The following is a 26692-nucleotide window of genomic DNA, read 5'->3' on the forward strand; positions in this document are numbered from 1 at the left end:
TGTTATGCTGGTGTCATGGCGAAGCCCCGCACACTGGAACCCGAGCAGTGGGAGCTGTGGAACAGCTGGATGCAGGCGCAGCGTCTCCTGGCCCGTGAGCTGGACCGCGATCTGCAGCGCGACTACGGCATCTCCAAGGCCGAGTTCAGCGTGCTCGTGACGCTTCACCGGGCGGCCGAGGGCCGGATGCGCGTGGGTGAGCTCGCCGAGTCACTCGCCTGGGAGAAAAGCCGGGTGGCGCACCAGCTGACACGGATGGAGAACCGCGAGCTCGTGGACAGGACCGAGGACCGGTCCGGCCGCCGGATCGGCGTCGGACTGACCGCCAAGGGCCGCAGCGCCGTGGAGAACGCCATCCTGGGGCACGCGGACAACATCCGCCGGTACTTCTTCGAAACGCTCACGCCCGAGCAGGCCGCTGCCATCCATATGTGGAGCCGGCAGATGGTCGACCGCGTCGAAGCGCGTTCCGGCGAGGGCGCCGATGGCATCACCGCGAAGATCGCCGATCAGTCGATCATGTAACGGCCTGCAGCGGGCCACGCCGCATGACGTGACGACGGTGACGGAGCCACCCGCACCAGGCGACGACAGACGATGGGAGAAACCGGGTGACTCACCCGGCCCACCGTCCTGCCTTCCGTCCGGTCCCGGCTACAGCCGATTCCCGTTCCCCAGAGCCTGACTGCCGATGACGGCGAGCAGGCGCAGCTTGTCGTGGCTCTCGGTGCCCGGCGTGGCCGTGTAAACGAGCAGCGCCTGCGACTGATCGGGGTCGAGCAGCGTCTGGCACTGCAGTTCCAGCACGCCGAGCTCCGGGTGCAGCAGCCGCTTGGTGTCCGGGTGCCCGAGACCGACCTCGTGCCTGTCCCAGAGCGCGGCGAACTCGGCGCTGCGGCCGAGGAGGTCGCGGGTGAGAGCGGCGGCGCGGGAGCGGGGCCCCTCGCGCGTGGCGGCCTCCCGCAGCAGGGAGGTGAACACGCGTCCGTACAGGGGATGGTCGTCCTCCAGGTAGAGGCTCCGTTCGGCCCGGTCGGTGAACCACCGGTAGAACAGGCTGCGCGCCATCCCGCTGAAGACGGTCTGGTCGCCGAACAGGGCGACGGCGGCCGGGGTCTGCCGGAGCGTCTCGCCGAGTGCGGTCGTGACCAGGGCGGGGGTGTCACAGAGCCGGTCGAGCACACGCATGATCCCCGGGTTCACGTGGTCGCCCCGCAGCGCTCGCTGAGGTGCGCTGTGCCCGGCGAGCCGGAAGAGGTGGTCGCGCTCGGCGAGGGTCAGGCGCAGCCCGCGGGCGATCGCGGCGAGCATCTGCTCCGAGGGCTGCGGTCCTCTCAGGCGTTCCAGACGGCTGTAGTAGTCGCTCGACATGCCACAGAGGGCGGCCACCTCTTCGCGGCGGAGCCCGCTGGTGCGCCGGCGTGGGCCGCGGACCATCCCGACATCCTCGGGTTGCAGGGCTTCCCTGCGCTTGCGCAGGAAGTCCGCCAGTCCCTCGCGGTCCACCCTCGGCCTCCTCGCCTTCTCCCGTCCCGCTCATCCTTCCGCGCCGGTCACCGCGTATCCACGGCCTGCCGATCCCCGGATAAGCGGGCCTCGGTTGCGCGGGCCCCGGTTGCGCGGGCCACGGCTGCGTGAGCCGTGGACATGTGGGCCGTGGCAGCCCGGCGCGCGACCCGGTGAACTGGGCGTGACGGCCCCGCCAGGGGTCCGTGTCCCGATGACCAGGAGCTTCAATCATGACCTCTCAGCGAATCGCCCTCATCACCGGTGGCAACCGGGGCCTCGGGCGTGCCACGGCACTCGCCCTCGCCGGGCGCGGCGTCGACGTCGTCGTCACCTATCGGGCCGGCAAGGACCAGGCCGAGGAGGTCGTCGAGTCCGTGACCGGGCTCGGCCGCACCGCGGCGGCGTTGCCGCTGGACACCGCGGTGGTGGCGGGGTTCGACGGCTTCGCGGACGAGTTGCGCCGCACCCTGCGCGAGCGGTGGCACCGGGACGATTTCGACTACCTCGTCAACAACGCCGGCATCGCGGTCAGCGCGGCGTTCGCCGACACGACCGAGAGCGACTTCGACGCCCTGCTCGACGTGCACTTCAAGGGCGTCTTCTTCCTCACGCAGAAGCTGCTGCCCCTCATCGCGGACGGCGGCCGGATCGTCAACCTCTCGACCGGGCTGACCAGGTTCGCGAGCGTGGGGCAGGCGGCGTACGCGTCGGTGAAGGGCGCGGTGGAGGTGCTGACGCGATACCTCGCCAAGGAGCTCGGGCCGCGCGGCATCACGGTCAACACCGTCGCCCCCGGTCCGGTGGGCACCGACTTCGCGGGCGGCGTCATGCGGGACGACGAGGGGTTCCGCGCCCTGCTCGCGTCGCAGACCGCACTGGGACGGGTGGGGGAGCCCGCCGACGTCGGGGGCGCGATCGCCGCCCTGCTCGCCGACGGGAGCGGCTGGATAACCGGTCAGCGCGTCGAGGTCTCCGGCGGCATCTTCCTGTGACCGCTGCCCCGGAGCCGCCGGCGATCCTCCTCCGCGTCCCTGACGGGGCCGCCCGCCCGGGGTTCACGCACTTTGGCTGAGGCGTGCCGTCACGTCCCGCGTACGGCCGAGGTCGAGCGCGGCGGCGTCGAGCGGGCCGGGCCGTTCTCCGGCGTCGTGCTCGCCGGTCCCGGCCTGCCCGTGCCCGAGCGGCTCGTCGCCGGTCGGCAGGCCGCGCCGCCGGTCCACCAGGCCGGCCAGCAGGTCCTCCCACCGGGCGCCGATGACGTCGAGGTCGTAGCGGGCGGCCGTCTCCAGCGCGTTGGCGCCCAGGTGACGGCGCAGGTCCTCGTCCTCGATCAGCGTGCAGATGGCGTCGGCCATCGCATGGATCTTCTCCGGCTTCACCAGCAGCCCGTCGTGGCCGTGGGTGATCACCTCCCTGGGGCCGGTCGGGCAGTCGTAGCTGACGACCGGGACGCCCTTGCTCATCGCCTCCAGGATGACCATCCCCATGCCCTCGTGGCGGGAGCTCAGCACGAACATCGAGGCCTCGGCGAGGACGGCGCCGACGTCCTCGGCCGGGCCTTCGAGGAACACCCGCTCGGACAGGCCGCGCTTGTCGATCGACGCCTGGAGCTTGTCCTGCCGGGGGCCGCCGCCGTAGATCCGCAGCGTCCAGTCCGGATGCCGCGCCGCGACGTGGGCCCACGCGCGGATGAGCAGGTCGTAGCCCTTGCCCCAGGTCAGGCGGCCCGCGGTGACGACGGTCTTCGCGGTGAGCGGCGAGAGCCCGCCGTTCAGGCGGGGCGTGGCGTTGGGCACCTGCGCCAGCACGGCCGGGAGGTCCTTGCGCGCCTTCTCGAAGGACCGCTCGTAGGCGCGCAGGTCGGCCTGCGTGAGGGTGACGACCGCGTCGTGCCTGCCGTACCTGCGGGGGATCTGCTTGCGCACCAGCGGCTGGTGCGAGGCCAGGTTCCCGTGCTCCTGGGCGACCGTGATGATCTCCGGGGGCGCGAAGCGCGCGGCGATCAGGTTCAGGCCGGGCCGGGTACCGATGAGGATGCCGCGGCGGCGGGAGCGGATGTAGCGGACCAGCTTGAGGTCGGTGCGCAGGCTGAACCAGTGGTAGGCCGCCTCGTCCTTCGGCACGAGTTTGCTCGGGAAGCGCGACAGCAGGCCCTTGCGGCGGGGCAGCCGGTCGTCGAGGTAGCGGACGCGCACTCCGGGAGGCATGGGGAAGAAGGGCTCCTCGCGTTCCCGTACGACGCTCACGATCTCGACGTCGTGGGTGCGCGCCAGATATCCGGCGAGGTTGAAGACCGTGCGGATCGTGCCGCCCATGCCGTTGGCGTGCAGCAGCAGGATGCGGATCTCATGAGCGTCGGGTGGCGGCGCCGAGCGGGCCCGCTGCCGGTCACGGGCCTCCAGCGCCCGCACCACCGTCCTGGCCGCTTTCCCGGCCACCTTCCTGACCACCCTGCGATGAAGAGAAGGCACAGTCACGCCCCGTTCGTGTCAGATGAAGATCCCCTTTCCCTATGACGTAACCGGCAGTTGTCCCGTTGTTGTGAACTAGATCACATAGTGCCTGAAAGCCGATATATGGTCGTCCGTTTGCTGAGGGTGTTCTCCAGCGCGGCGGGCACCCGATGCACGCCGGCCTGCTCGAACACGCCTTCCGGGAGATAGGAGCAAGCGCGGTCGGGCACCCCGATAAGGACAGCGCCTCCGGCCCGGGACAGGAACGGGGTGACCCGCCGGGCCAGCGGCTCCTCGTAGTAGACGTCGCCGGCCAGCACGACCTGCTGGGACGGCGTTCCGTCGAGCAGGTCGCCCCCGGCGACGCGCACCGCCACGCCGTTGGCGCGTGCGTTCACCCTGACGGCCGCCAGCGCGTACGGGTCGACGTCGTTGGCGACGACCAGGGCGGCTCCGGCGAGCGCCGCGGCGATCGCGACGAGCCCCGAGCCGGTGGCGAGGTCGAGAACGGTACGGCCCCGCACGATCTCGGGGTGGTCGAGCACGTGCCGGGCCAGCGCCTGCCCGCCGGCCCAGGGGCACGCCCAGAAGGGCAGCCGCCCGGCGCGCTCCCACAGCTCGTACACGCGGTCGTCTCCGCCCGCGTCCCGGGTGACGAGCGGTGTGATCGTGTGCAGCCGTACCTCCGGCACGTACGGCACGGCCGCGAGCGTGGTGTGCGCGCGGACGAAATCTTCGACGTCGTCCTCCGTGTCGTTCTCTGTGTCGTTCTCCACGGCCGCCGATCGTATCCGCACGTCCGGGGCTACGCGCCCGGGAGCCGGACGTCGTCGGCGACGGTGGAGGCCGGGGTGCTGAGGACGCCGTCGAACGCGTCGAGGACGGGGGTGTGCACGTAGGCGCTCTGTATCCGGATGCGGTCGGGGCCGGGGGGCCCGTGGGGCGCCTGGCGGAGATCGGCGATGCTGAGCCCCAGACCGGCGTCGGCGAAGGCGGCTTCGACGCTTCCCGGCTCGGGCGGCTGCAGGGCGGTGTCGTCGATGGCGAACCCGAAGCGCGCGTCCTCGTCGGGGCGCATGTCGGCGGTGTGCCCGGTGACGCTGGTCAGGGCGAGGGCGACGTAGTCATCGCCCAGGGAGCCGTGCAGATGCTGTCCCATGGGGAGCCCGGTGAGGTGGCCGTTGAACGAGACCGGCGTCTTCTGGATGTGGGCGTTGTGGGCCGCCAGCACGATGCGGGTTCCGGGGCCGAACCGCTTCAGGTGCCACAGGACCGACCCGGCCATGTAGACGTCGCGGGCCGAGGTGTCGGCGGTCAGGCCGGTGCCGGCGTACAGGCCGGCCATCGCGCGGAAGCCGTAGTCGGCGTGGCAGGCGGCCTCGAGCCGGCGCAGGGCGATGTCGTAACCGGCCCGATCGCCGCGGGAGACGTACAGCACCTCGACGGCGCGGAACCGGAGGAGCAGGCGCATCAGGATCGCGCTGAGGGCGTCCTGCTCGGCGCTGGTCAGACGGGTCCACGCGGGCGCGGCCGCGGCCGCGGAGGCACCGGCGAACGATTCCGCGATCCGCATCGCCGCCTGGACGACCGGTAGGGCTTCGGGATCGACCTGGCGCAGGTAGTCGGCGACCGGAGCCAGGGCGGGAAGCAGGGAACCACCGGCCGCCGGGATGTCGATCCCGGCGAAACGCACCGGCGCTGCGGCCGTGGCGTTGTGCCGGCGCATCCAGCGCAGCGGCTCCTCGACGCCGACCGGGATCGCCGCGGCGAGGTGATCCGACAGATCATGGTCCGCGCCCTCCCCCTGGGCCCAGGCGTCAAGGGGGAAGCCTTCGCTGAAGCCGTACTCGAAGGCCAGGACGGTGAAGCCGCAGCGTTCGACCAGGAACCGCAGGATGCGCCGGCGCATGAGAGAGAACTCGGTGATGAAGTGGGAGTTCTCGCCGATCGCGACGACGCGCGTCGCCGACGATGTCGCGCAGCGGCTCCAGGTCATCGAGTGGCGCGGCCGGGTCGAGGTGGGTGAGCGGAACGGCGCGGCTGTGAAGCCAGCCGGCGAACGGGGTGTGGCGGGACGGAGCAGGCATGCCGATGGCTCGATTCCGAAGTGCTGGAACTCTGAAGTGCTGAAACGTTTAAGGGCCGGGACTCTGAAGGGCCGGAGCGCGAGTGGATCAGCGGTGTGGGCGCGCGGCCGCCGCGGTCTCCAGGTCGTCGATGCTTCCGGACATGATCGTGCGGAGGTGTTCGGTGATGTGCCGGATCGGCCAGTCCCACCAGGCGACGGCGAGGAGGCGGTCGATGTCCGCGTCGCTGTAGCGGCGGCGGATGAGCCTGGCGGGGTTGCCGCCGACGACGCCGTAGTCGGGAACGTCGTCGACGACGACGGACCCGGAGGCGATGATCGCTCCGTGGCCGATGCGGACACCGGGCATCACCATGGCCCGGTAGCCGAACCAGACGTCGTTGCCCACCACGGTGTCGCCCCGTCCGGGCAGGCCGGTGATGAGGTCGAAGTGCTCCGCCCAGGAACCGCCCATGATCGGGAAGGGAAACGTCGAGGGGCCGTCCATGCGGTGGTTGGCGCCGTTCATGATGAACCGCACGCCCTCGCCCAGCGCGCAGAACTTTCCGATGACCAGTTTCTCCGGCCCGTAGTGATAGAGCACGTTGCGCGTCTCGAAGGCGGTCGGGTCATCCGGATCGTCGTAGTAGGAGAACTCGCCGACCTCGATCAGCGGTGAGGTGATCAGCGGTTTCAGCAGCACCACCCGAGGCTGCCCGGGCATCGGATGCAGCACGGTCGGGTCGGCGGGCACCATCAAAACGTTTCCTTTCCGCAAGGGAGCTCGCGGACGTCGGGGGCGGGCGTTGAGGACCTGTGCGGGCATTCGGGCACTTCACGGCATTCGGGGGCAGGTTCGTGGGCGGGGCGGCCGCCAGAAGCCCGCGGCCGGGCGAAAGTCAGAAGACCACCGATGACCCCGCTATTGCGACAGTTGATGCATTAAGATGCTGTCATGACACCGTCCCATCGAGCAAACGGGCCACCAACGATGACTCCTTCAGCGCCGCCACCGGAGGGTGCTCAGCCCGTGCCACAGTCCCGGCGCCGGCCCGGCGGCCGCACCGCCCGTATCCGTGAGCAGGTGCTCGACGCGGTCCTGGCGGAGCTCGGAGAGGGCGGTTACGACGGGCTCACCATGGAGGCCGTCGCGACCCGTGCGGGGGTGCACCGCGCCACGGTGTACCGGCGCTGGGGAGACGTCGGAGGCCTGCTCGCCGACGTCCTGGACGCGGCGGGCGACGACGCCTGGCAACCCCCGGACACCGGTTCTCTGGAAGGTGACCTGGCGGCACTCAACCATGAGATCCAGGACGCGCTGACCGCACAGCCGCCCATCATGGGGGCCCTGATCGCCGCTTCCTTCCGCTCCGACAAGGCCGACCACGCCCAACGGCGGCTCTGGGAAGACCGCTACGCCCGCTGCGAGGCCATCGTCCACCGGGCGATCCGGCGCGGCGAGCTCCCCCCGCACACCGATGCCCGGCCACTGCTCATCGCCGCCACCGCGCCCGTCTACCACCATCTGGTGCTTCTGCGCACGCCCGCCGACCCGGGCCTACCCGGCCGCGCGGCCAGAACCGCCGCCCTCGCCGCATCCGCCGGCGCCTTCGACGGGACCCCGCCGTCCGGCGACACCTGATCACTCCGTCGATCCCGTATCGGACGATCACGCCGCCCAGAGTGAAATTCCACGCGGGCGAAGGTGGCCGCCTTAAAGGAGTGTGAGCTGTTCGGGCGTCGCGGCGGGCGCGGGCGGCGGCGCCGACCGTTCGCCGGGGCGCTGTCCGGCGCTGGCGCCGCGCGTCCCCGCTGTTCCGGCCCCGCGTGCCTCTGCCGCTCGGCCGCCGCGCGCGCCTGCTTCGCCGCCGGGTGGAGCCGACCGGCCGATGCCGTGCTCGCGGGCGAGCGCCCGCACCATCTCGCCGATGCGTTCCTGGTAGGCCTTGGGGGCGTAGGCGCCCCTGCCGTACAGCTCCAGGTAGCGGGGGACCAGCCGGGGGTGTTCGCGGGACAGCCAGGCCATGAACCACTCACGCGCGCCGGGCCGCAGGTGGAGCACGATCGGTGTGACATGCGTGGCGCCGGCCTCGGCGATGCGCCGGACGGTGGTCTCCAGCGTCCGGGGCGAGTCGGACAGATAGGGGAGGATCGGCGCCATGAGCACGCCGCACGGGACCCCGTGCCCGTTGAGGGCGGCGCACACCTCCAGCCGCTTGCGCGGCGACGGGGTGCCGGGCTCGACGGCCCGCCACAGCGACTCGTCGGTGAACCCGATCGAGACAGCGGTGCTCACGTCGGTCACCTCCGCCGCCTCGGCGAGCAGGCCGAGGTCGCGCAGGATGAGCGAACCCTTGGTCAGGATCGAGAACGGGTTGCGGGCGTCCCGCAGGGCCGCGAGGATCCCCGGCATCAGCCGGTAGCGGCCCTCGGCCCGCTGGTAGCAGTCGACGTTGGTCCCCATCGCGATGGGGTGCCCGCCCCAGCGGGGCGCCTCCAGTTCCCTGCGCACGAGGCCGGGGGCGTTGACCTTCACGACGATCTTCGAGTCGAAGTCCCGTCCTGAGTCCAGATCGAGGTATTCGTGCGTCTTGCGGGCGAAGCAGTACGTGCACGCGTGGGTGCAGCCCCGATAGGGGTTGACGGTCCACTCGAACGGGACCCGGCTGGCCGAGGGCACCCGGTTGATGATCGACCGCGCGTGGATCTCGTAGAAGGTGACGCCGCGGAACTCGGGGGTGTCGAAGGTCCTCGCCACGGCCGACCGGGCGAACAGGGGCGTCGTCCCGCCCTGTCCGTCGCTATGACGTCCGCCGCCCTGCCCACCGCCCTGGCCGCCGTCATCGTGCCCGCCGTCACCCGTGTCGACGCCCACGTCGAGGCGCAGCCCATCCCACCGCACCTTCCGATTAGAACAGAGGTTCGATGGAGATCGCAACGTGCAACGGGCGGTAAATCGCGGCCCTGGAAACGGCTAACGATCTTCATCGTTGGGCAGAACGTCGGCACATACCTTGCGTTCTGGGAGAGTTGCGCGATGGCCTGGTCGCAGGACGAAGAGCGGATGCTGGCGATGATCGAGCGGCACCTCACCGACGAGGACCCGAAGCTCGCGGCCAGGCTCGAGTCGTTCAACCACCGTGCGGAGCGCGGGCGGCAGGGGCGGAGCGCCGGCCGCCGCCGGCCCGGCCGCTCGACGGTGATCATCGCGGTGAGCTGGCTGCTCATCGCCACGTTGATCGCGACCCTGCTGGTCATGGCCCTGCGGCACGACGCCGCCGCTCTCCCCGTGTAGCTCGGGCGTCATCCGGCCCTCCCGGCACCCGGGCGAGCGCGGTCACCCCACGCCCGCTGCGCGCGCCGCCCGCCTCGGCGGCGGGATCAGGACAGGCCTTTGAGGAAGCGCGCGGCGACCGGAGCCGCCACGGCGCCGCCCATTCCGCCGCCCTCGACGACCACGGCGAAGGCCAGGTCGCCGCGGAAGCCCATGAACCAGGCGTGCGAGTCGAGTTCGGGGCCGGTGCCGAACTCGGCGGTCCCGGTCTTGCCTGCCGTCCCCCCGGGAAGTCCGGCGGCGTGGGCGGTGCCCTTGGTGACGACCGCCCGCATCATCGACCGCAGGCCCGTGACGACGTCCTGCGGCAGCTCCTTGGGAGCGGCCTTCTGCTTCATCGAGGGCACCAGTGTGGGCGGCCGCCAGGAGCCGTCCGCCACGGCGGCGGCCACGGTCGCCATGACCAGGGGACTGGCGGTGATCCTGCCCTGCCCGAAGGACTCCGCGGCAAGGTCGGCGGCGCTGGTGGCCTTCGGCATGCTGCCCGCGGTGGCCGGGACGCCGATGCGCAGCGGCTGGTTGAAGCCCAGATCGGTCGCCAGGTCGTACAGCTTGGCCGCGTTCAGCTTGTCCGCGGCGAGCGGGGCGAACGTCGTGTTGCACGAGTGGGCGTAGGAGTCGAGGAACGACAGCGATCCGAACGCCTCGTGGTCGGAGTTGCGGATCTTCAGCCCGCCGACGACCGCCTCCTTCGGGCAGGTCACCCGGCTGGACGGGGTCAGTCCCTCGGCGAGCAGCCCCGCGGCGGTGATCGTCTTGAACGTGGACCCGGGCGGATATCTGCCGTCCAGCGCGCGGTTGAACCCGCCCCTGTTGTTGACGACGGCGAGGATCTCGCCCGTCGAGGGCCTGACGGCGACGAGCGAGGCGGGTTTGTCCAGGTCGCGCACCGCGTCGGCGGCGGCGTTCTGCACTTTCAGGTCGAGACTGGTCCGCAGGTCCTTGCCGGGGGAGCCCTTCACGGAGTGGAGGGTCTTCGTGGCCGGCCCCACCACCTGGATCTCGGTGGTGGGGGTGCCGGCGAGCTGCTTCTGGAACGTCTCCTGCAGGCCGCCACGTCCCACGGCGTCGCCCTTCTTGTAGGCGGCGCCCAGCCTCTCGACGTCCTTGTCCGTCGCCTTGTCGAGGAAGCCGACCAGTTGCTGCACCGAGCCGCCCACGTCGCCGCCGTCGATGCGGTGGCCGTCGGCGCCGGTGATCGCCGCCCGCTGCGGCCACGACGTCTTCAGCGCCAGATGGCTGGTCCCGTCGAGCGCGGGGTGGACCGCGGCGGGCGACCAGTCGACCTTCCAGTAGTGGTCCTTGACCACCAGCTTCAGCGACCCCTTGTAGGTCCAGTCGCCGACGTTCTTCACCGTCGCGGTGGCGGTGTAGGAGGCGGTCGCCCTGTCGTCCTTCGCCGCGCCTGTCCGCAGGTCCCGGACGACGACCTTCGTCACCGCGAGGTTCTTGGTGAGCTCGGCGTACGCCGCGTCGAAGCCGGCGGCGGGGGAGGCGAGCTCGGCCTTCATCGCCGCGAGGTCGCCCCGGGACCACGCCGCGGCGAAGCGCGACGCGGTCTCCTGCGGCGTGCCGCGCGTGTGCAGCACGTAGTAGGCCCCGCCTGCTGCCGCCCCCACCAGCACCACGGCCACGGCGGCCGAGATCGCGACAGTACGTCCTCGCGGCACGTGCACCCCCATCGACGGCCCTGTGGTCGGCAACAGAGCCTAGCGGGGTCAAATCGTTATTTACACTTCTGTTCCGCCGACGCCCTTGACGCTGGCGCCGTACCGGGGGACGTACTCCTGCCCGGACAGACGCTGGATCGCCGCCATGACCTCGTCGGTCACCCGCCGCCGGTCCCTCGCGTTGCCCGGGTCGCCGGTGAAGGTCATCGGCTCGCCGAACCGCACGCCGATGCTGTGCAGACGCGGCACCGACGTGCCCGGCGGCAGCACCTTCTCGGTGCCGAGCATGGCGACGGGCACGATCGGGGCGCCGGTGGTCAGGGAGAGCCAGGCCACACCGATCTTCCCCCGGTACAGCCGACCGTCGGGGGAGCGGGTGCCCTCGGGGTAGATGCCGAACAGCTCGCCCGCCTTGAGCACCTCCACCGCGGCGTCGAGCATGTCCTGGGCGGCGGAGACGTTCTCGCGGTCGATTTCCATCGCGCCCATCGCGCGCATCCACGCCGCGACGAGGGGGTTACCGGTGAAGTACTCCTTCTTCGCCACGAACCGCACCATCCGCGGCACCACGGCCGGCATGAAGAACGAGTCGAGCACGGACAGGTGGTTGGAAGCGAGGATCGCGGGCCCGTGCGCAGGGACGTGCTCGAGTCCTTCCAGCCGCGGCCGCCACAGCGCGTGCATGACGGGAACGCTGATGAACTTCAGGGCGGGGTAGAGCACGGCCTCTCCTTCTCCGGTCTGACGGACATACCCTAGGCCGCTCGGGCCCCCGCACAGGTGTACGCCCTCTGCAACACACTCTCTCGTGTTTTGTACGGCTTCACCAACACACTGCTGTACCTACTAGTATGTACAGCATGAGCACACCGGACCGCCTGATCGAGAGCACCCGGGAACTGCTGTGGGAGCGCGGCTATGTCGGGACCAGCCCGCGGGCCATCCAGCAGCGGGCGCGAGCCGGGCAGGGCAGCATGTACCACCACTTCTCCGGCAAGCCCGATCTCGCGCTGGCGGCGATCGGCCGTACGGCCGAGGTGATGCGCGCGGGGATCGAGGAGATCCTGGACGGCCCTGGCACGGCCGTCGAGCGCGTGTCGGCCTACCTCCGGCGCGAACGGGACGTGCTGCGGGGCTGCCCGATCGGCCGACTCACCCAGGACCCCGACGTGATGGCCGATCCGGTGCTGCGGCGGCCGGTGGAGGAGACGTTCGCGTGGCTGCGCGACCGGCTCGCGGCGGTGCTGGCCGAGGGGCGGAACCGGGGCGAGCTCGGCGCCGCTCTCGATCCCGTGCGGACCGCCGCGACGATCGTGGCGGTGCTGCAGGGCGGCTACGTCCTGGCCCGCGCGGCGGGCTCGCCCGAGCCGTTCCACGAGGCCGTCGACGGGGTGCTCGCCCTGCTGTCCCGCGCTTGAGACAAGGAAACCCGCTGTGTACGCGATGCAGTACGAGATCACTCTGCCCGCCGGCTACGACATGACGATCATCCGGGAGCGGGTGGCGACCCGCGGCCACGCCCTCGACGACCGGGCCGGGCTCGGCCTCAAGGCCTACCTGATCCGAGAGCGGGGCGTCGCCGGGTCGCCGGTCAACCAGTACGCGCCGTTCTACCTCTGGAACGACGCCGGGAGGATGGGCGAGTTCCTGGTCGGAGGGGGCGGCTTCCAGGGCATCGTCGCCGACTTCGGCCGCCCGGTCGTCCGGCACTGGACGGGCCTGGCCGTCGAGGCCGGCCCGGCCCGGCGGGCGGCGCCTCTCGCGGCGTCGCGGCGGCTGACGCCGATGCCCGCCTCTGCCGACCCGGCCGAGCAGGTGGCGGGCGCCCTCGCCGAGTTGCGTGATCTCGCCGGCGCCGACGGCCTGCACACCGCCGCCCTCGCCGTGGACCCTCATCACTGGACGCTGCTGACGTACGCGCTGTGGGAGCGGGAGGTTCCCGGCGTTCACGGCGACGCCGAACGCTACGAGGTGCTGCACCTGTCCGAGCCCGGCCTGGCGAGCCTGCCCGAAGGCCGGGCCTGGTGAGAAGACAAGGCGCCCCGCGAGAACAGGTCTCGCGGGGCGCCCACGCCGAGGGCCGATGTGGCGGTCGCCTCCTCGGCGAGATGCACAACACGGCTCCAGCCGAACGGTATTCCGTGAAGGCGGTGATTGCGGCCCGGGGGACACAAACCACATCGGCCATGAACGACTCTAGCCGACTTTCGCCTCTGCTTTCTCCCGCCCCCCGCATCGGGCTCCGTCATCAGCGGCCCAAGCCTGCGTGCACTATCGTCGGCGGGTGACGATTTCGATCAAAACAGAACGGCTCGTGCTGCGGCGCTGGCGCGAGGAGGACAAGGAGCCCTTCGCGGCGCTGAACGCCGATCCGGCCGTCATGGAGCATTTCCCGGCCACGCTCTCCCGCGAGGAGAGCGACGCGCTAGCCGAGCGCGCCGACGCCGGGTTCGACGAGCGCGGGTTCGGCTGGTGGGCGGTCGAGGCGGACGGGGAGTTCATCGGCTTCACCGGACTGCAGGTCCCCAGGTTCACCGCCCACTTCACGCCGTGCGTGGAGATCGGCTGGCGGCTCGCCCGCTCCGCCTGGGGGCGGGGGTACGCATCGGAGGCGGCACGGGCGTCGCTGGAGGACGGGTTCGGCCGCCTCGGCCTGACTGAGATCGTCTCGTTCACGGCGGTGCCGAACGTCCGCTCGCAGGCCGTCATGCGCAGGATCGGGATGACCCACGATGCCGCCGGGGACTTCGACCACCCGGTGCTCCCTGAGGGGCACCCGCTGCGCCGCCACGTGCTGTACCGGATCCGCCGTCAGGCGTGAGCGGCATGCGGTTGCTGGTGCTCGGCGGCACGACGTTCGTCGGCCGGTGGGTGGTCACGGCCGCCGTGGAGCGCGGCTGGCACGTCACCACGTTCACCCGCGGGTTCGCCGGGTGGGCCCACCCGGGAGCCGAGGCGGTGACCGGCGACCGGCTGCGTCCGGCCGACCTGGCCCCGCTCGCCGAGGCCCGGTGGGACGCCGTGGTGGACACCTGGGCGGGCGCGCCCCGGGTCGTGCGCGACAGCGCCCGCGCGCTGGCCGGATGCGCGGGCAGGTACGTGTACGTCTCCAGCAGGGCGGTGTACGCGCCCCCGACGCCGGTCGGCCTGACCGAGGACTGGCCCACGGTCGAGGCCTCGGCGGAGGCCGGGGACACCGACTACGCCCCGAACAAGCGGGGCGGCGAGATCGCCGTGGAGGAGGCCTTCGGCGACCGCGCCGTGCTGGCCAGGGCCGGGCTGATCCTCGGGCCGTACGAGGACCAGGGACGGCTGCCGCATTGGCTGCTGCGGGCCGCGCGGGGCGGGGAGATGCTCGCCCCGGGCCCCGCCGGCCAGCCGTTCCGCTTCGTGGACGTGCGCGACCTCGCCGCCTGGCTTCTCGACGCGGCCGAGGGCGGCGTGCGGGGCCCGGTCAACCTGGTCAACCCGGAGGGGCACACCACGACCCGCGACCTGCTGGAGTCCGCGGTCGCGGTCACCGGCGGGCTCGCCGAGCCGGTCTGGGTCGAGCCCGAGGCCATCGAGGCCGCCGGGATCGACCGGTGGGCGGCGCTGCCGGGCTGGATCCCGCCAGGTCCCGAGCAGGCCGGGCTCATCTGGACCGGCGTCGGCCGGGCCCTGGCCACGGGGCTGCGGTGCCGTCCGGTGGTGGAGACCGTCGCCGACACCTGGGCGTGGCTGACCGGGTCCGGTGAGATCCCCGAGTTCCCGCCCGGGCTCGATCCCGCCGAGGAGCGGGCCGTCATCGACGCCTGGCGGCGGTCGGCGCGCGGGACCCGATGACGGACGACCCGGCGGTCCTGCTCGAGGAGATCCGCGCCGCCGGGTGACGCCGGGTGACGCCGGGGCTCAGCCCGCGGCCGCCAGGTCGCGGATCGCCCGCAGCACCTCCTCGGCCCGCTCGACATGCAGGTACTGGTGCGAGGCGCCGTCGATCACGCGCTGCTCTCCTCTGGGCACCGAGCGGGCGATCGCCGCGTGCAGGGCGCGCACCCCGTCGTGTGCCTCGCGCACCGCCTCTCCCGGCATGAACTTCGCCCAATAGGGGTTCACACCTCCGGCGGTGAGCACGATCAGCGGGACGTCGGGCAGCGGTCCGCCCTCGCGCAGCTCGCCGTAGACCTCGGACTCGAAGTTCTCCGTCTCCCGCAGGCTCGTCCGCCACGACGCCAGGTGATGGTCGATCAGCGCCTCGCGCACCGGTGCGGGCCACTCGGCGTACAGACGGCCGTACGCCTCGCGGGCGGCCCGCTGCTGCTCGCCGGTCAGCTCCGGCATCTGCGCCGGGTCGGGCCGCATCCGCTCGGCCAGCTCGGCGGCCTGCGGCGGCATGTGGTCGAGGATGTCCTCGTGGCCGGGGTCGATCAGGAGGAGACCGGCGACCTCGCGGGGGAAGAGCTGCGCGTAGCGGCGCGCGTAGAAGGCGCCAAGGGAGTGACCGGCCAGGATCAACGGCCCGGAGACCGCCGCGGCGCGCAGGAGACCGCGCAGTTCGGCGGCGACGTCGGCCGCGCCGCGGGGGAGGGGGACGGGGGTGCTCCAGCCCGTGCCGGCGCGGTCGTAGAGCACGCTCGTGGTGAACGCCGCGGCCCCCTCATGCACGTTCAGGAAATCGAGCCCGACCAGGCCCGCCCCGGGCAGGAACACCACGCTCGGACCGCCGGAGCCCGAGCGGTGCAGCATCAGCCGCCGTTCCCCGACCTCGTGGAGACGCCCCAGTGGCGGGGTCGTCGTTTCCGATGACGGTCGTCTCATTCCGCCCTCTTCCGCAATGATCATTCGCATTTCTGCGAACGGTAGCACACGTGCGATCATTTGGGCCATGGACGTGATGGAGGTGCTCGCGCATCCGGTGCGGCTGCGCGTCGTGCAGGCCCTGGCCGGTGGGCGGGTTCTCACGACGGCGCAGCTGTGCGAGCGCATATCGGACGTGCACAAGGCGACCGTCTACCGCCACGTCGGCGCGCTCGCCGACGCCGGCGTGCTGGAGGTGGACGGCGAGCACCGCGTACGCGGCGCGGTGGAACGGCGCTACCGGCTGCGTGAGCGCGTGGTGATCGGCACCGAAGTCGTGGCGGCGATGTCGCCGGACGACCACCGGCGCACCTTCGCGACGGCGATGGCCGCGCTGATCTCCGAGTTCGACGCCTATCTCGGGCTGGACGGCGCCGACCCGGTGGCCGACGAGGTGGGCTACCGGCAGCACGTGCTGTGGCTGAGCCCCGGGGAACGCGCCGAGATGATCGAGGAGTTGCGCGCGGTGATCGTCGCGCGGATGCGGCACGGCCCCGCGCAGGACCGCAGGCGGCACCTGCTCAGCCCGATCCTGTTCCCGGTCGAGACACCCGCGCCGGACGCCGGGGCTTGACCGGCATCGGTGACGCCGCGCTGCTGGCCGCCGCCGGAGTGCTCGCCGGGCTGGTCGGCACCGCGGGCGGCATCACCTCCCTCATCTCCTATCCGGCCCTGCTCGCGGCGGGCCTGCCCGCCCTCGCGGCGAACGTGGCCAACATCGTCGCGCTCGTCGCCTGCTGGCCCGGCTCGGCCCTGGCCTCGCGGCCCGAACTGCGCGGGACGGGGCCGTGGCTGCGGCGCTGGGTGCCGCTGTCGGCGCTGGGCGGGGCGGCGGGATCGGCGTTGCTGTTGTCCACCCCGCCCGGTGTCTTCGCCCGCGTGGTGCCGTTTCTCGTGGCCGCGGGTTCGATGGCGCTGCTCGCGCAGCCGTGGCTCGCCGTACGTCACGGGCGGAGCGGTTCGCCGGAGGCGGTTCTCCCCTTCGGGCTGATCGCCCTGTCGGTCTACAACGGATACTTCGGCGCGGGGTCGGGGGTGATGATCCTCGCCCTTCTCCTGGTGACCGCCGAGCCGCGACTGCCCGCCGCCAACGCTCTGAAGAACATGCTCCTCGGCGCGGGCGCGCTGGTCTCCGCCGCCGGATTCGCCCTTTTCGGGCCCGTGGACTGGGCCGCCGTCGCCCCTCTCGCCGCGGGCCTGTTCGCGGGGTCCACACTCGGCCCTCGTGTCACCAGGCGCCTGCCGGCCGCGCTGCTGCGCTGGGTGGTCGCCCTGATCGGCCTCGTCCTGGCGGCCCGCCTGTGGATCGCACCGGAGATGTGATCACCGAGATCCCCGCGCCGAGTGCGGGCCCGGTCATCGGCGCCGGGAATCCCGGGTGACGACCACGGGCGCGTTCAGCTCGCCGTCGCGCCGGCGGGGTTCGCGTCGTCGCCGAGATACGTCCCATATCCTTCGACCACCAGCGGGCCGTCGAAGATCAGCACCTCGTTGACCAGCCCGCCCTTCTGGTTGCGGTAGTTGATGACCAGGCAATCGACGCCGGCGTAGGAGCCGAGGACCTCGAACCGCAGGTCGGGGATGCGCCGCAGCCCTTCCGCCCAGTAGGCGCGCAGCGCCGCCTTGCCCCGGATGGTCCCATCGCCACCGACGAGCTGCGCCGCGACCGGGGAACGGAACGTCACGTCCTCCGCGAAGTGAGCCAGCACCGCGTCCACGTCATGGGCGTTCCACGCCGCCACCCAGCCGTCCACGAACTCCCGCACCGCGACATGATCCATGAAGCGATTATGTCGGCCCCCGTACGCCGGGGTTCGCGCGCCTCGGCGACGGACGCCGCCGACGGCCGCGTCAGCCGGACGATCACGCGCGCCAAGAGGGCTTGTGCCGTGGACTCTCTACTGCGCCGATTGAGCTTGGACCTTGGCGGAGTCGAACTCGACGTATTCGGTGATCGCGCCGCCGGGGTGGCGGATCTTCAGGTTGCGTCCGGTGGGAACTTCGTTCGGGCCGTCAAGGGTGCTGCCTCCCTCGCGCTCGACGATGGCGAAGACCTCATCGAGACTGTCGACGATGACGGTGGCCTGCACGTCGCGGTAGGGCGCCAGCGCCTCTGGGGTGCCTGGGACCAGGAGGTAGTCGCCGATGGTCGCCAGTTCGAGGTTCCGGTAGGAGAAGCGTAGCCCCGGCCGGGCGGCGGTGAGGGCTTAGAAGGTGGGCAGAGTGGTGTCCAAGTCGTCGACATAGACGCGGGCGTAGGTCGTGTTTTGGAACTGAGGTCCGTGTCTCGCTTCGTGCCGTGATGATCTCTATGTGGGGCGAGGGGATCTTTTCGATGATCAGTGGGCGGTGCTGGGTCCGTTGCTGCCGGTCGCGGTGTTGGGCAGGCCGTCTGGGTGCCGACGGCGGTTGATCGACGGGATTCGATGGCGGGTTCGGACCGGTGCCCCGTGGCGGGATCTGCCGACGGAGTACGGTCCCTGGCAGACGGTTTACGGGCTCTTCCGTCGCTGGCAACGTGATGGTGTCTGGTCGACGGTCCTGACCAGGTTGCAGGCCCGGGCGGACGCAGCAGGGCTGATCACCTGGGACGTGAACGTCGACTCCACGATCTGCCGGGCTCATCAGCACGCTGCCGGTGCTCGGCGCGACGGCCAAGCCCAGAAGGAACCGCCGGGTGGCCGTCAGGACGAACCCGACGATCACAGCCTGGGCCGGTCGCGCGGGGGCTGGGCCACGAAAATTCACCTGGCCTGCGAGCAAGGACAGAAGCCGTTGTCGCCGCTGGTCACAGCAGGGCAGCGGGGAGACAGCCCTCAGTTCACAAGCGTGCTAGAAGCCATCCGGGTCCCCCGCCTCGGTATGGGCCGGCCACGGGTTCGTCCGGTGCGGGTTCGTGGCGACAAGGCGTACTCATCACGTGCGAACCGTGCCTACCTGCGTCGGCGTGGGATCCGCTGCACGATTCCGGAACCCGCCGACCAGGCTGGCCACCGCAAGCGCCGGGGCACGGTCGGCGGACGGCCTCCGGCTTTCGACCGTGAGGACTACAAGGCCCGGCACGCGGTCGAGTGCGGCATCAACCGGTTGAAGCGGAACCGGGCGGTGGCCACCCGGTTCGACAAGCTCGCGGTCCGCTTCGAGGCGACCGTCCTCATCGCCGCGATCAACGGATGGCTGTGACCTGTGAGGTGAGGCATTTCGATCAAATGAGGGGCTCGTGGCCTGCTGGGATGCCGCTGGACGATCTGTGGGCAGGTCTGGGAGTGAAATGCCCCGCCGAGGCCGGCGGGGGTGGGTGATTCACGAGTCGGTGGGCAGGTGTTGGGCGCTCACTGGTGTTGGTGGCCGTAGGTCTTGGTGCGGTTCATCATGTCGCGCAGGTTCGCGGGTGCGTTGTAGCCGAAGGTTCGCTCGAAGGATTGGTAGCCCTCGATCGAGGACGCGGCGCTGCGGGGCAGCATCTGTTCGGCGAAGGTGTTGAACGCCGTGTCGATGTCGGCTGGTGTGGCGGCGATGGCTTGTGCGAGCTGGGCACCATCGTAGAGGGCCCAGTTTGCGCCGTCGCCGTCCGGCGGGGTGAGGTGGGCGGCGTCGCCGATGAGCATGATGCCCGGGACGCGGTCCCAGGTGTGTTCCAGCGGCAGTCCCCAGATCGGGCGTGCGACCGGCGTGGTCTCGCCCCGGGTGACCAGTTCGAGCAGCTCAGGCGCCCAGCCCTGGCCCAGCTGCTCGGCGACGAGCGTCAGCGCGCGCTCGCGGTCGGAGAAGTCGACCGACTGCATCCACTCGAGCGGCTTCTTCAGTACGACGTAGGTGTGGATCACGTCGTTCGCCTCGCGGTGTCCGAAGATTCCCCTGCCCGGCTTCATCGCCAGCATCGCGCCGCTGCCGACCAGTGCGGCGCTCTGCGGGTGGTTCTTTTCGACGTCGTGGAGGAAGGTCTCGACCCACAGGGTTCCCAGGTACTCGGGCATGGCGCCGTTGAGGGAGGCCCGGACCCGCGACCAGGCCCCGTCGGCGCCGATCAGCGCCTCGGTTGAGACCGACGAGCCGTCGGCGAAGTCGATCACGTGCGGTCGGTGGCCGTCTCCGGGGGTGACCGAGGCGATCTTGCGGCCCCACTGGATCGTGCCGTGAGGCAGTGACTCGATCAAGATTCTGCGCAGTTCGCCGCGCAGGACTTCGGGGTTGCTCAGTTCCCCGTCGTCGGGGATCTCGCCGACGAGTTCTCCGTCGGGGCTGAGGAATCGCATGGCCTCGGCGCCCATGTTGACGATCGAGTGGAACTCGTCCATGAGCTGGCACTGCTGGAGGGCGACCTGGCCGTTGAAGTCGTGGATATCGAGCTGGCCGCCCTGGGTGCGTCCGCTGGGCGATGCCTCCGCCTCGTAGACGGTCGAGGCTATGCCGTGGACGTGCAGGACGCGGGCGAGGGCGAGTCCGGCCAGTCCGGCTCCGGCAATGGTGATCGATCCGTTCACTGTGATGACTCCTTGAGTTCCTTCGATGGGCCTCGGGCGACTGCTGGTCCGGGTGAGTCCGGTGGCCTGGTGGACCCGATCCCGTATCCTTATGTCGCAAAATCATTATGCAACATAACTATATTGGATTGTCGTAAGGTACCGGGGGCGTCGAAAGGTAGGTCATGACAGAGACTGAGCCGGGTGATGAGTACGAGCAGGTGCTGGGCAGCCTCACGGCCTTCACCGCCACGCAGAAGGAACTGGCACGGGCCTTCGCCCGCAGTGCGCGCCTGCACACCACCGACGCCGACGCCATCGTGCTGATCATCGAGGCGGAACAGCGTGGCCGGCCGCTGACGCCGGCGCGCCTCGCCGAACGCGTGGGCCTCTCGCCGGGTGCGACCTCGATCCTTCTCGGACGCCTGGAGAAAGCAGGGCATGTCGAGCGCGCGCGGGAGGGCTCCGACCGGCGGGTCGTGACCCTGCGCGCGACCACGACGATCAACGCCGCTGCCGACGCCTTCTTCGAACCGCTGCATCTGCAGCTCGGTCAGGCGCTGGGTGAGTTCACCACGGAACAGCTCGCCCTGATCATCCGTGCCGCCGACAATCTCCGCACCACCATGGAGACCTACCTCCGCGACTGCGAATCGACCCCGAAGGACTAACCTCTGGGGCCGGATGGCCGGCCGAGCGTGTGGATGGCTTGTCTCATGTCATATCGGGTAGCCACGGCGCGACACTGGCGGAGCTTGTCGACTCACCGCTCCACGGTGTTGCGCTCGCTCTTAGCGATCACGGTCGAGCCGTGCCCACCCCCCATCCGTTAGATCATGATGCTTCAGGCGCGCCTCATCCGCGCGGATGATTCAAACCGGACTGGCGCCAAAGATCACGGGACATGCCCTGAGCCGTCGGCTGTCCGCCATCGCGGCACCGCACTACCGTGCCAGTATGGATCTCTTCGCGCGCTCGTGGGCGGCATTGCGCAAGGCGGTCGCCGAACTCCCGGACGAGGATTTCGCGCAGCCGTCCGGCTGCGCCGGCTGGCTCGTGCGGGATCTGGTGTGCCATCTGGTGATCGACGCGCAGGACGTCCTGATCACCCTCGTGACACCCGCGGAAACGGAACCGACCCGTGACGCGGCGACCTATTGGGAGGTCTCCGCGACGTCACCGACCGGTGACGACCCGCTGGACGCCCTGATCGTCCGGCTGGCCGCCGCCTATCAGGAGCCTCGGCTGCTGAAGTTCCACCTCGACGACGTCGGGTCCGCCGCCGGCCGCGCCGCCCGGCTCGCCGACCCGGGACTCCGGGTCGGCACCCGCGGCGAGGTTCTCACCGCCGGTGACTACCTTTCGGCGTACGTCCTGGAGTGGACGTTGCACCACCTCGACCTGGTCGCGCATCTCCCGGACGCGGCGCGACCGCCCGCCGAGGGGCTCGCCCGCTCCCGCGAGATGCTGGAGACAATCGCCGGGGGCGCCTTTCCTTCGTCGTTCTCGGACGAGGACGCGCTGCTGGTCGGCACGGGGCGGCGTGCCCCGACCGACGCCGAAAGGGCGGAACTGGGCGAGCTGGCCGCGAGACTCCCGTTCGTCCTCGGCTGATCGTCCGGCTGCCCGGGCAGATGCGTGCGACGGGTAGAGCGATCGTCGCCCGGCAGCGACCGGCGGCTCCTCGCGGCGGCGATCAGTCCGAGGTCGCCGGGGCAGTACACCCCTCCACCGGCGCCTCTCCCTACGGGATCTGACAGTGGGCGCGCAGCCCGGCGAACGGTTGACGCCGGGAGCCGGCGATCGCGGACGTGCGGAGGTCATGTCGCCGCGCCGTTTGACCCTGACGCAGGGTCAATCTCCCAGCATGGCGGCATGACCACGGAAACCAGTGCGATCGAGGTCGCCGGACCGCGCGGGTCGTACGGCGAGCGCGACGACGACGGAGCGCGGGCGGAGAGAGGCGACAGGACGATGCGGCACTTCGAGATCCGGCACGACGGCGTCACGATCCCGGTGTCCCGCGATGGGCGGGGAAGGCCACTGGTCCTATGCCCCGGGCTGAACTCGACACAGGCGGACCTGCACGAGCTGGCCGGGCTGCTGCGACGCGACCACGACGTGGTGACCTTCGACCTGAGGGGCCATGGCCTCGCCTCGGCCGCCGGCCGGTACTCCTTCGAGGGCTTCCTGAGCGATCTCGCCGCAGTGATGGCGGAGCTGCGAAAGCTCGGCCTGCCTGCGGCGCCCGTGCTGGTGGGCTACTCGCTGGGCGCGGACCTGGCTGTGCACTACGCCTCCGAGCATCCGGACGCCGTCGCCGAGCTTGTTCTCATCGACGGGGCCAACCCGGTGCCCGAACCGTTCATCACCGAGGCCGTCCTGCCGGACTTCCGCGCCATGTGCGAGGAACTGGCGACGCAGCACGAGGCCGTGCGGGGCACCGCGCGTCAGGTGGTGCTCACCGCGCAGGAGATCCTCGATCTGAACGTCGAGATCGATGTGATCCGGTCCGGGATCCTCGACCGGTACCGGAAGATCGGCCGGCCCATAAGCATGATCATGTCGACCTCGATGGCCGGTGACAGCGGCGAAGGGCATGCGCCTCGGTTCAACCACAACTGGCGTGCCGGCGTCGAGCGGCTTGTCCGCGAGCAGCCGCACATCGACACCACCTGGCTCGACGCCGATCACCAGCTGGCTTTCACCCATGCCCAGGACATCGCCCGGATCATCCGGAACGCCTCAGGCCCAGCCGGCCGGGCGACCTCTTGAGCGACTCCTGGAGACTGGTCCGATGCTGACCATCGGTGAGCTGGCGTCGTACGCCGGAGTGACGGTGCGCGCGGTGCGGCACTACCACGCCAAGGGGCTGCTGCCGGAGCCCGAGCGGGACCACTCCGGCTACCGCAGGTACGACGCCGGGGCCGTGATCGATCTGATCAGAATCCGGATCCTCGCCGAGGCCGGGGTCCCGCTGGCGCGGGTGCGGGAGTTGCTGCGGGCCGGCGAGGAGGAGTTCGCCGCGGCCGTCGCGGAGATCGACGGGCGGCTGCAGGCGGAGATCCGGGAGCGGCAGCGGCACCGCGAGCGAATCGCCCGGCTCGCCTCCGGGGACAGCCTGGCACTGCCCCCGGAGGTGGTCGACTATCTCGACCGGCTGCGGGCGCTCGGGATCGACGAGCGCATCGTCCGGGCCGAGCGTGACGGCTGGATCCCGCTGGTCACGCACTCACCCGCGCGAGTCCAGGAGTGGGTCGCCCGCAAGCGGGAGCAGATCGACGATCCGCGGCTCGTCGGCTTCTTTCTCACCCTGAGCCGGGCTCTCGACCGGCCCGACGACGACCCGCGGCTGGTCGAGCTGGCCGACGAGCTGGCCGCCTACATCACGCGCATGGCCGACGAGCGGGGCGAGGACTACGTCGACGACATCGACATCGAGGCGCCGCTTGTCACGCTGATGGACACACTGGCGTTCGACACTGTGCCGCCGGCACGCCGGCTGATCGAGCTGCTGAAGCAGCGAGGCTGGACGGGCTGGACCAAGCTCGAGCGCGTGGTCCCGACGCCGGGTGTGAGTCCCGGGTAGCGCCAGTACGGACAGGAGGACACCGCGGCGCGGCGAAACGGCGGGCAGGATCCTGGCGGGGGGAGGCGTGCACCACGCGTGCGGGAGTTGCTGCCGACCACGGCGAGTGCCGGGGCGGACATCTGCGGAAGGGCAGGCCCGGTCAGCGGGCGGCGCCGGGGACGCGGAGCCGGTCGACGGCTTCGCGGCGGCGCCGCTCGGGCCGCCGGTCGTACCGCGCGGTGGTGGCGGGGGAGGCGTGGCCCACGAGGGCCTGGGCGGTGGCGAGGTCGACCCCGGCGTCGAGTAGTTCGCCGATGAACGTGCGGCGGAAGTCGTGCGGCGTACGGCGGGCCGCCCCGGCGGCGGCCAGGCGCCGGGAGACGATGTCGGCGATGGCCTGGCCGGTCATGTGGGCCAGCCGCAGCCGCCCGCCCTTGTTGACGGGGCAGAACAGGGGGCCCGTCCTCCGGCCGCGCACGGCCAGCCACAGGTCGAGGCGTTCGACGGCCTCGGCGGTCAGGTAGACCAGGCGTTCCTTGTCTCCCTTGCCGCGCACCCGCAGAGAGCGGGCGTGGGGATCGAAGTCGGCCAGGGTGAGCCCGGCGATCTCGGCCCGGCGGCAGCCGGTGGAATAGAGCGCCGCCAGCATCGCGCCGTCACGACGGCCCGCGGGGGAGTGGTCGCCGTCGCACACCTCGAGCGCGGCGGCCAGCGCCTCGGCTTCGACGTGTCGTCCCGCCGGAACGCGGGTGTGCGTGTAGGCGGGCAGGTCGGCGGCGCGCTGGTAGTCCTCGCCGCTCATCAGCCCGAGCCGCCACGCCTCCTTCAGCACGCGGCGCAGGGCGACCAGGTGCTTGTTGACGTGTGAGGGCGACCAGCCCTGCTCCCGCATGAGCGTGCGCAGGCGGATCGTGTGCTCGTAGCGGAGCAGTTCCCAGGGCTGCCCGGCGCCGGTCGCCTCCGGGTCTCCGGTGATGAGACGGGCGATGCGGTCGAGACAGCCCTTCATCGTGCGCTTGGACTCGGGGCTCTGCAGCGCGTCGAGATACACCTGGTAGGGGTCGCGTCCGGGTCGCGCGGGGGCGCTCGGCTCGGGGACGGCGGGGGTGTTCATCACCGTGATCCTACTATGAATCTACAATGTAAAGGCGGTGGGCAGTTACAAGATCATTCAACTCGTCGACCAAAACCACCCGCGACAATGCGAGAACCATGCGAATCGCGATTCTCGGGCTGCTGCGGGTGACGGACGCCGACGTCAGAGGCGCACGCCTGCGTGTGCTCCTGACGTCGGCTCGCTCTGGAGCCCGGCAGAGTGGTCACCGCCGAGAGACTGATCGACGACCTCTGGGAGGAGCCGCCGGCGAACCCCGTGGCCGCCCTGCACTCCCTGGTGTCCCGGCTCCGCCGCGAGCTGCACAGGGGACTGCCGGGTGGCGTGGTGTCGCATCCGGCCGGTTACCTGCTCGACGTTCCACCGCGCGAGGTGGACGCGGCGGAGTTCGAACGCCTGGTGGGCGAGGGCCGGGCCGAGCGTGCCCCCCGGCGTGCCGCCGCTTGCCTGCGTTCCGCCCTGGCGCGGCGCGGCGCTCGCCGACGCGGCGGGCCTGCCGTTCGCGCGGGTGGCGGCGGTACGCCTGGAGGAGCTGCGCCTTTCGGCTCTGGAATCCCGGATGGCGGCCGATCTCGTCGTGACGGACATGACGGCGGCCGGCGATCTGGTGGCGGAGCTGGAGGAAGTCGTGACCGCGCACCCGCTGCGCGAGCCGTTCCACGCGCTGCTGATGCGGGCGCTGTGCGCGGCGGGGCGGCGCGGCGGGGCGGCGCGGGGACGCGCTGGAGGCGTTCGAACGCGTCAGGCTGCGGCTGGCGGACGAGCTGGGCGTCGATCCCGGGCCGGAACTGCGCGCGGCACACCTCGAGGCGCTGCGCGACGCGTCCCCGGCGCGGGCCGTACCGGCACGGCCGGTACGGGGGAATGTGCCGGCGCCGGTGACGAGTCTCGTCGGCAGGCAGGAAGACGTGGCCAGGGTGCGGAGCCTGCTGGCGGCCGTGCGGCTGGTCACGCTGGCCGGTCCGGGTGGCGCGGGCAAGACCAGGCTGGCGGTGGAGGTCGCGGGCGGGCTCGCCCCGGCCGGGGGCGGGTGGCTGGCCGAGCTGGCCTCTGCGGGGGACCCGGCGGACGTGGCCGCGGTCGTGCGCGCGACCATACCCGCTGCCGTGCCCGAGCCGGACGGAGAGGCGGCCGGGCGGCCCGCCGCGTCGCCGCTCGACGCGCTGGCTGGACATTCCGGGCGAGCACCTTCATCCGGTGCGTCCGCTCGCGGTGCCGGCGGACGGGGCGGACGCGGCGCGGGCGATGGAGTCTCCGGCGGTGGCGCTGTTCGCGGAGCGGGCGGCGGCCCGGTTGCGGTCGTTCACCATGCGGCAGCTCGCGGCGGCGGTGGGGGAGGTGGGGGAGCGGCTCGCGCTGCGCGGCGGCCGTACGGCGGGGTCGCGGCATCGGACGTTGCGGGCGGTGATCGACTGGAGCTGGGGTCTGCTGTCGCCGGAGGAGCGCGTGGCGTTGCGCCGGTTGTCGGTGTTCGCGGGCGGGGCGACGACGGACGCGGTGCGGCGGGTGTGCGGGGCCGATCTGGAGACGGTCGCCTCGCTGGTGGACAAGTCGCTGGTCGTCGCGGCCGAGCCGGACGGGCCCGCGGACCGGGACGGGCGGGTGCGTTACCGGCTGCTGGAGACCGTCCGGGTGTACGCGGCCGAGCGCCTGAAGGAGGCGGGCGAGGCGCGGGCC

Annotated in this window: 29 protein-coding genes and 3 pseudogenes; 18 read left to right on the plus strand and 14 right to left on the minus strand. The window is 71.4% G+C overall.

The window, feature by feature from the left end:
* Nucleotides 1-15: 15 nt before the first annotated feature.
* Nucleotides 16-525, plus strand: a complete 510-nt coding sequence (locus AB0O28_RS08260) for a MarR family transcriptional regulator (protein WP_363637653.1) — start codon at nucleotides 16-18, stop codon at nucleotides 523-525.
* 129 nt (nucleotides 526-654) lie between these two features.
* Here the strand turns inward: AB0O28_RS08260 and AB0O28_RS08265 are convergent, their stop codons facing one another.
* On the minus strand, nucleotides 655-1506 hold the full coding sequence (locus AB0O28_RS08265; protein ID WP_363637655.1) for a helix-turn-helix transcriptional regulator: 852 nt from the start codon (nucleotides 1504-1506) through the stop codon (nucleotides 655-657).
* A 233-nt stretch (nucleotides 1507-1739) separates the two neighbouring features.
* Here AB0O28_RS08265 and AB0O28_RS08270 point away from each other — a divergent pair, with 233 nt between their 5' ends.
* Complete coding sequence (locus AB0O28_RS08270) at nucleotides 1740-2501, plus strand: SDR family oxidoreductase (protein ID WP_363637657.1); 762 nt, start codon at nucleotides 1740-1742, stop codon at nucleotides 2499-2501.
* Between the two features lie 63 nt (nucleotides 2502-2564).
* On the opposite strand, the gene AB0O28_RS08275 is transcribed toward AB0O28_RS08270, so the two are convergent.
* The 4 genes from AB0O28_RS08275 to AB0O28_RS08290 all read right to left on the minus strand — a co-directional run bounded on the left by AB0O28_RS08275 (nucleotide 2565) and on the right by AB0O28_RS08290 (nucleotide 6784).
* Entirely contained in the window at nucleotides 2565-3986 is a 1422-nt protein-coding gene (locus tag AB0O28_RS08275) for a glycosyltransferase family 4 protein (protein WP_363637659.1), read from the minus strand.
* 74 nt (nucleotides 3987-4060) lie between these two features.
* Nucleotides 4061-4738: a 50S ribosomal protein L11 methyltransferase gene (locus AB0O28_RS08280; protein ID WP_363637661.1), complete on the minus strand. Its 678-nt coding sequence runs from the start codon at nucleotides 4736-4738 to the stop codon at nucleotides 4061-4063.
* A gap of 29 nt (nucleotides 4739-4767) precedes the next feature.
* Nucleotides 4768-5958, minus strand: coding sequence for an erythromycin esterase family protein (locus AB0O28_RS08285; RefSeq protein ID WP_363637663.1), 1191 nt, complete (start codon nucleotides 5956-5958; stop codon nucleotides 4768-4770).
* A 178-nt stretch (nucleotides 5959-6136) separates the two neighbouring features.
* Nucleotides 6137-6784, minus strand: coding sequence for a CatB-related O-acetyltransferase (locus tag AB0O28_RS08290; RefSeq protein ID WP_363637665.1), 648 nt, complete (start codon nucleotides 6782-6784; stop codon nucleotides 6137-6139).
* 273 nt (nucleotides 6785-7057) lie between these two features.
* On the opposite strand from AB0O28_RS08290, the gene AB0O28_RS08295 reads away from it, so the two are divergent.
* The gene (locus tag AB0O28_RS08295) at nucleotides 7058-7669 is read left to right on the plus strand and encodes a TetR/AcrR family transcriptional regulator (protein WP_363637667.1); all 612 of its coding nucleotides are present in this window, start codon (nucleotides 7058-7060) and stop codon (nucleotides 7667-7669) included.
* 72 nt (nucleotides 7670-7741) lie between these two features.
* Here AB0O28_RS08295 and AB0O28_RS08300 read toward each other — a convergent pair whose 3' ends face one another.
* Nucleotides 7742-8929, minus strand: coding sequence for an Rv2578c family radical SAM protein (locus AB0O28_RS08300; protein WP_363637669.1), 1188 nt, complete (start codon nucleotides 8927-8929; stop codon nucleotides 7742-7744).
* 135 nt (nucleotides 8930-9064) lie between these two features.
* Here AB0O28_RS08300 and AB0O28_RS08305 point away from each other — a divergent pair, with 135 nt between their 5' ends.
* Nucleotides 9065-9322, plus strand: coding sequence for a DUF3040 domain-containing protein (locus AB0O28_RS08305; protein ID WP_363637671.1), 258 nt, complete (start codon nucleotides 9065-9067; stop codon nucleotides 9320-9322).
* A gap of 86 nt (nucleotides 9323-9408) precedes the next feature.
* Here AB0O28_RS08305 and AB0O28_RS08310 read toward each other — a convergent pair whose 3' ends face one another.
* Both AB0O28_RS08310 and AB0O28_RS08315 read right to left on the minus strand, forming a co-directional pair.
* Nucleotides 9409-11031 (minus strand): penicillin-binding transpeptidase domain-containing protein, encoded by a 1623-nt coding sequence (locus tag AB0O28_RS08310; RefSeq protein ID WP_363637673.1) that lies wholly within the window; start codon nucleotides 11029-11031, stop codon nucleotides 9409-9411.
* Nucleotides 11032-11091: 60 nt separating this feature from the next.
* Nucleotides 11092-11715 (minus strand): lysophospholipid acyltransferase family protein, encoded by a 624-nt coding sequence (locus AB0O28_RS08315; protein ID WP_363638384.1) that lies wholly within the window; start codon nucleotides 11713-11715, stop codon nucleotides 11092-11094.
* Nucleotides 11716-11891: 176 nt separating this feature from the next.
* Between AB0O28_RS08315 and AB0O28_RS08320 the strand changes: the two genes are divergently transcribed.
* The 4 genes from AB0O28_RS08320 (at nucleotide 11892) to AB0O28_RS08335 (ending at nucleotide 14856) form a co-directional block, all read left to right on the plus strand.
* Nucleotides 11892-12449: a TetR/AcrR family transcriptional regulator gene (locus tag AB0O28_RS08320; RefSeq protein ID WP_363637675.1), complete on the plus strand. Its 558-nt coding sequence runs from the start codon at nucleotides 11892-11894 to the stop codon at nucleotides 12447-12449.
* A 25-nt stretch (nucleotides 12450-12474) separates the two neighbouring features.
* Nucleotides 12475-13059, plus strand: a complete 585-nt coding sequence (locus AB0O28_RS08325) for a DUF4865 family protein (protein ID WP_363638386.1) — start codon at nucleotides 12475-12477, stop codon at nucleotides 13057-13059.
* A gap of 256 nt (nucleotides 13060-13315) precedes the next feature.
* Nucleotides 13316-13852, plus strand: coding sequence for a GNAT family N-acetyltransferase (locus tag AB0O28_RS08330; protein WP_363637677.1), 537 nt, complete (start codon nucleotides 13316-13318; stop codon nucleotides 13850-13852).
* Between the two features lie 5 nt (nucleotides 13853-13857).
* Complete coding sequence (locus AB0O28_RS08335) at nucleotides 13858-14856, plus strand: NAD-dependent epimerase/dehydratase family protein (RefSeq protein WP_363637679.1); 999 nt, start codon at nucleotides 13858-13860, stop codon at nucleotides 14854-14856.
* Between the two features lie 66 nt (nucleotides 14857-14922).
* Here AB0O28_RS08335 and AB0O28_RS08340 read toward each other — a convergent pair whose 3' ends face one another.
* Nucleotides 14923-15828, minus strand: a complete 906-nt coding sequence (locus AB0O28_RS08340; protein ID WP_363637681.1) for an alpha/beta hydrolase — start codon at nucleotides 15826-15828, stop codon at nucleotides 14923-14925.
* Between the two features lie 67 nt (nucleotides 15829-15895).
* Here AB0O28_RS08340 and AB0O28_RS08345 point away from each other — a divergent pair, with 67 nt between their 5' ends.
* Both AB0O28_RS08345 and AB0O28_RS08350 read left to right on the plus strand, forming a co-directional pair.
* The gene (locus AB0O28_RS08345) at nucleotides 15896-16441 is read left to right on the plus strand and encodes a helix-turn-helix domain-containing protein (RefSeq protein ID WP_363637683.1); all 546 of its coding nucleotides are present in this window, start codon (nucleotides 15896-15898) and stop codon (nucleotides 16439-16441) included.
* Nucleotides 16438-17190 carry a sulfite exporter TauE/SafE family protein gene (locus tag AB0O28_RS08350; protein WP_363637686.1) on the plus strand — a complete coding sequence of 251 codons (753 nt, stop codon included), beginning with the start codon at nucleotides 16438-16440 and terminating at the stop codon, nucleotides 17188-17190. The genes AB0O28_RS08345 and AB0O28_RS08350 overlap by 4 nt, the downstream gene beginning before the upstream one ends.
* A gap of 74 nt (nucleotides 17191-17264) precedes the next feature.
* On the opposite strand, the gene AB0O28_RS08355 is transcribed toward AB0O28_RS08350, so the two are convergent.
* Together AB0O28_RS08355 and AB0O28_RS08360 are read right to left on the minus strand one after the other, a co-directional pair.
* The gene (locus AB0O28_RS08355; RefSeq protein ID WP_363637688.1) at nucleotides 17265-17648 is read right to left on the minus strand and encodes a nuclear transport factor 2 family protein; all 384 of its coding nucleotides are present in this window, start codon (nucleotides 17646-17648) and stop codon (nucleotides 17265-17267) included.
* Nucleotides 17649-17765: 117 nt separating this feature from the next.
* Nucleotides 17766-17957 carry a hypothetical protein gene (locus tag AB0O28_RS08360; RefSeq protein ID WP_363637690.1) on the minus strand — a complete coding sequence of 64 codons (192 nt, stop codon included), beginning with the start codon at nucleotides 17955-17957 and terminating at the stop codon, nucleotides 17766-17768.
* A gap of 223 nt (nucleotides 17958-18180) precedes the next feature.
* On the opposite strand from AB0O28_RS08360, the gene AB0O28_RS08365 reads away from it, so the two are divergent.
* Nucleotides 18181-19050, plus strand: coding sequence for an IS5 family transposase (locus tag AB0O28_RS08365; protein WP_363637692.1), 870 nt, complete (start codon nucleotides 18181-18183; stop codon nucleotides 19048-19050).
* Between the two features lie 149 nt (nucleotides 19051-19199).
* Here AB0O28_RS08365 and AB0O28_RS08370 read toward each other — a convergent pair whose 3' ends face one another.
* Nucleotides 19200-20351 carry an FAD-dependent monooxygenase gene (locus tag AB0O28_RS08370; protein ID WP_363637694.1) on the minus strand — a complete coding sequence of 384 codons (1152 nt, stop codon included), beginning with the start codon at nucleotides 20349-20351 and terminating at the stop codon, nucleotides 19200-19202.
* A 200-nt stretch (nucleotides 20352-20551) separates the two neighbouring features.
* On the opposite strand from AB0O28_RS08370, the gene AB0O28_RS08375 reads away from it, so the two are divergent.
* From AB0O28_RS08375 to AB0O28_RS08390, 4 genes are all read left to right on the plus strand, one after another.
* The gene (locus AB0O28_RS08375) at nucleotides 20552-21001 is read left to right on the plus strand and encodes a MarR family transcriptional regulator (protein WP_363637696.1); all 450 of its coding nucleotides are present in this window, start codon (nucleotides 20552-20554) and stop codon (nucleotides 20999-21001) included.
* A gap of 286 nt (nucleotides 21002-21287) precedes the next feature.
* Complete coding sequence (locus AB0O28_RS08380) at nucleotides 21288-21944, plus strand: maleylpyruvate isomerase N-terminal domain-containing protein (protein ID WP_363637698.1); 657 nt, start codon at nucleotides 21288-21290, stop codon at nucleotides 21942-21944.
* Nucleotides 21945-22205: 261 nt separating this feature from the next.
* Nucleotides 22206-23105 carry an alpha/beta hydrolase gene (locus tag AB0O28_RS08385; RefSeq protein WP_363637700.1) on the plus strand — a complete coding sequence of 300 codons (900 nt, stop codon included), beginning with the start codon at nucleotides 22206-22208 and terminating at the stop codon, nucleotides 23103-23105.
* A 22-nt stretch (nucleotides 23106-23127) separates the two neighbouring features.
* The gene (locus tag AB0O28_RS08390) at nucleotides 23128-23919 is read left to right on the plus strand and encodes a MerR family transcriptional regulator (protein ID WP_363637702.1); all 792 of its coding nucleotides are present in this window, start codon (nucleotides 23128-23130) and stop codon (nucleotides 23917-23919) included.
* A 142-nt stretch (nucleotides 23920-24061) separates the two neighbouring features.
* Here AB0O28_RS08390 and AB0O28_RS08395 read toward each other — a convergent pair whose 3' ends face one another.
* Nucleotides 24062-25015, minus strand: coding sequence for a tyrosine-type recombinase/integrase (locus AB0O28_RS08395; protein ID WP_363637704.1), 954 nt, complete (start codon nucleotides 25013-25015; stop codon nucleotides 24062-24064).
* Nucleotides 25016-25216: 201 nt separating this feature from the next.
* Between AB0O28_RS08395 and AB0O28_RS08400 the strand changes: the two are divergent.
* From AB0O28_RS08400 to AB0O28_RS08410, 3 pseudogenes are all read left to right on the plus strand, one after another.
* Nucleotides 25217-25264 (plus strand): annotated as a pseudogene (locus AB0O28_RS08400) (hypothetical protein); the annotation flags it as partial.
* Between the two features lie 259 nt (nucleotides 25265-25523).
* A pseudogene (locus AB0O28_RS08405) lies at nucleotides 25524-25643 on the plus strand (hypothetical protein); the annotation flags it as partial.
* Between the two features lie 85 nt (nucleotides 25644-25728).
* Nucleotides 25729-25812, plus strand: a pseudogene (locus AB0O28_RS08410) (BTAD domain-containing putative transcriptional regulator); the annotation flags it as partial.
* Nucleotides 25813-26205: 393 nt separating this feature from the next.
* Here the strand turns inward: AB0O28_RS08410 and AB0O28_RS08415 are convergent.
* Entirely contained in the window at nucleotides 26206-26565 is a 360-nt protein-coding gene (locus tag AB0O28_RS08415) for a hypothetical protein (protein ID WP_363637706.1), read from the minus strand.
* Between the last annotated feature and the right edge of the window lie 127 nt (nucleotides 26566-26692).

Source organism: Microbispora sp. NPDC088329 (assembly GCF_040685655.1).
Classification (GTDB): domain Bacteria; phylum Actinomycetota; class Actinomycetes; order Streptosporangiales; family Streptosporangiaceae; genus Microbispora.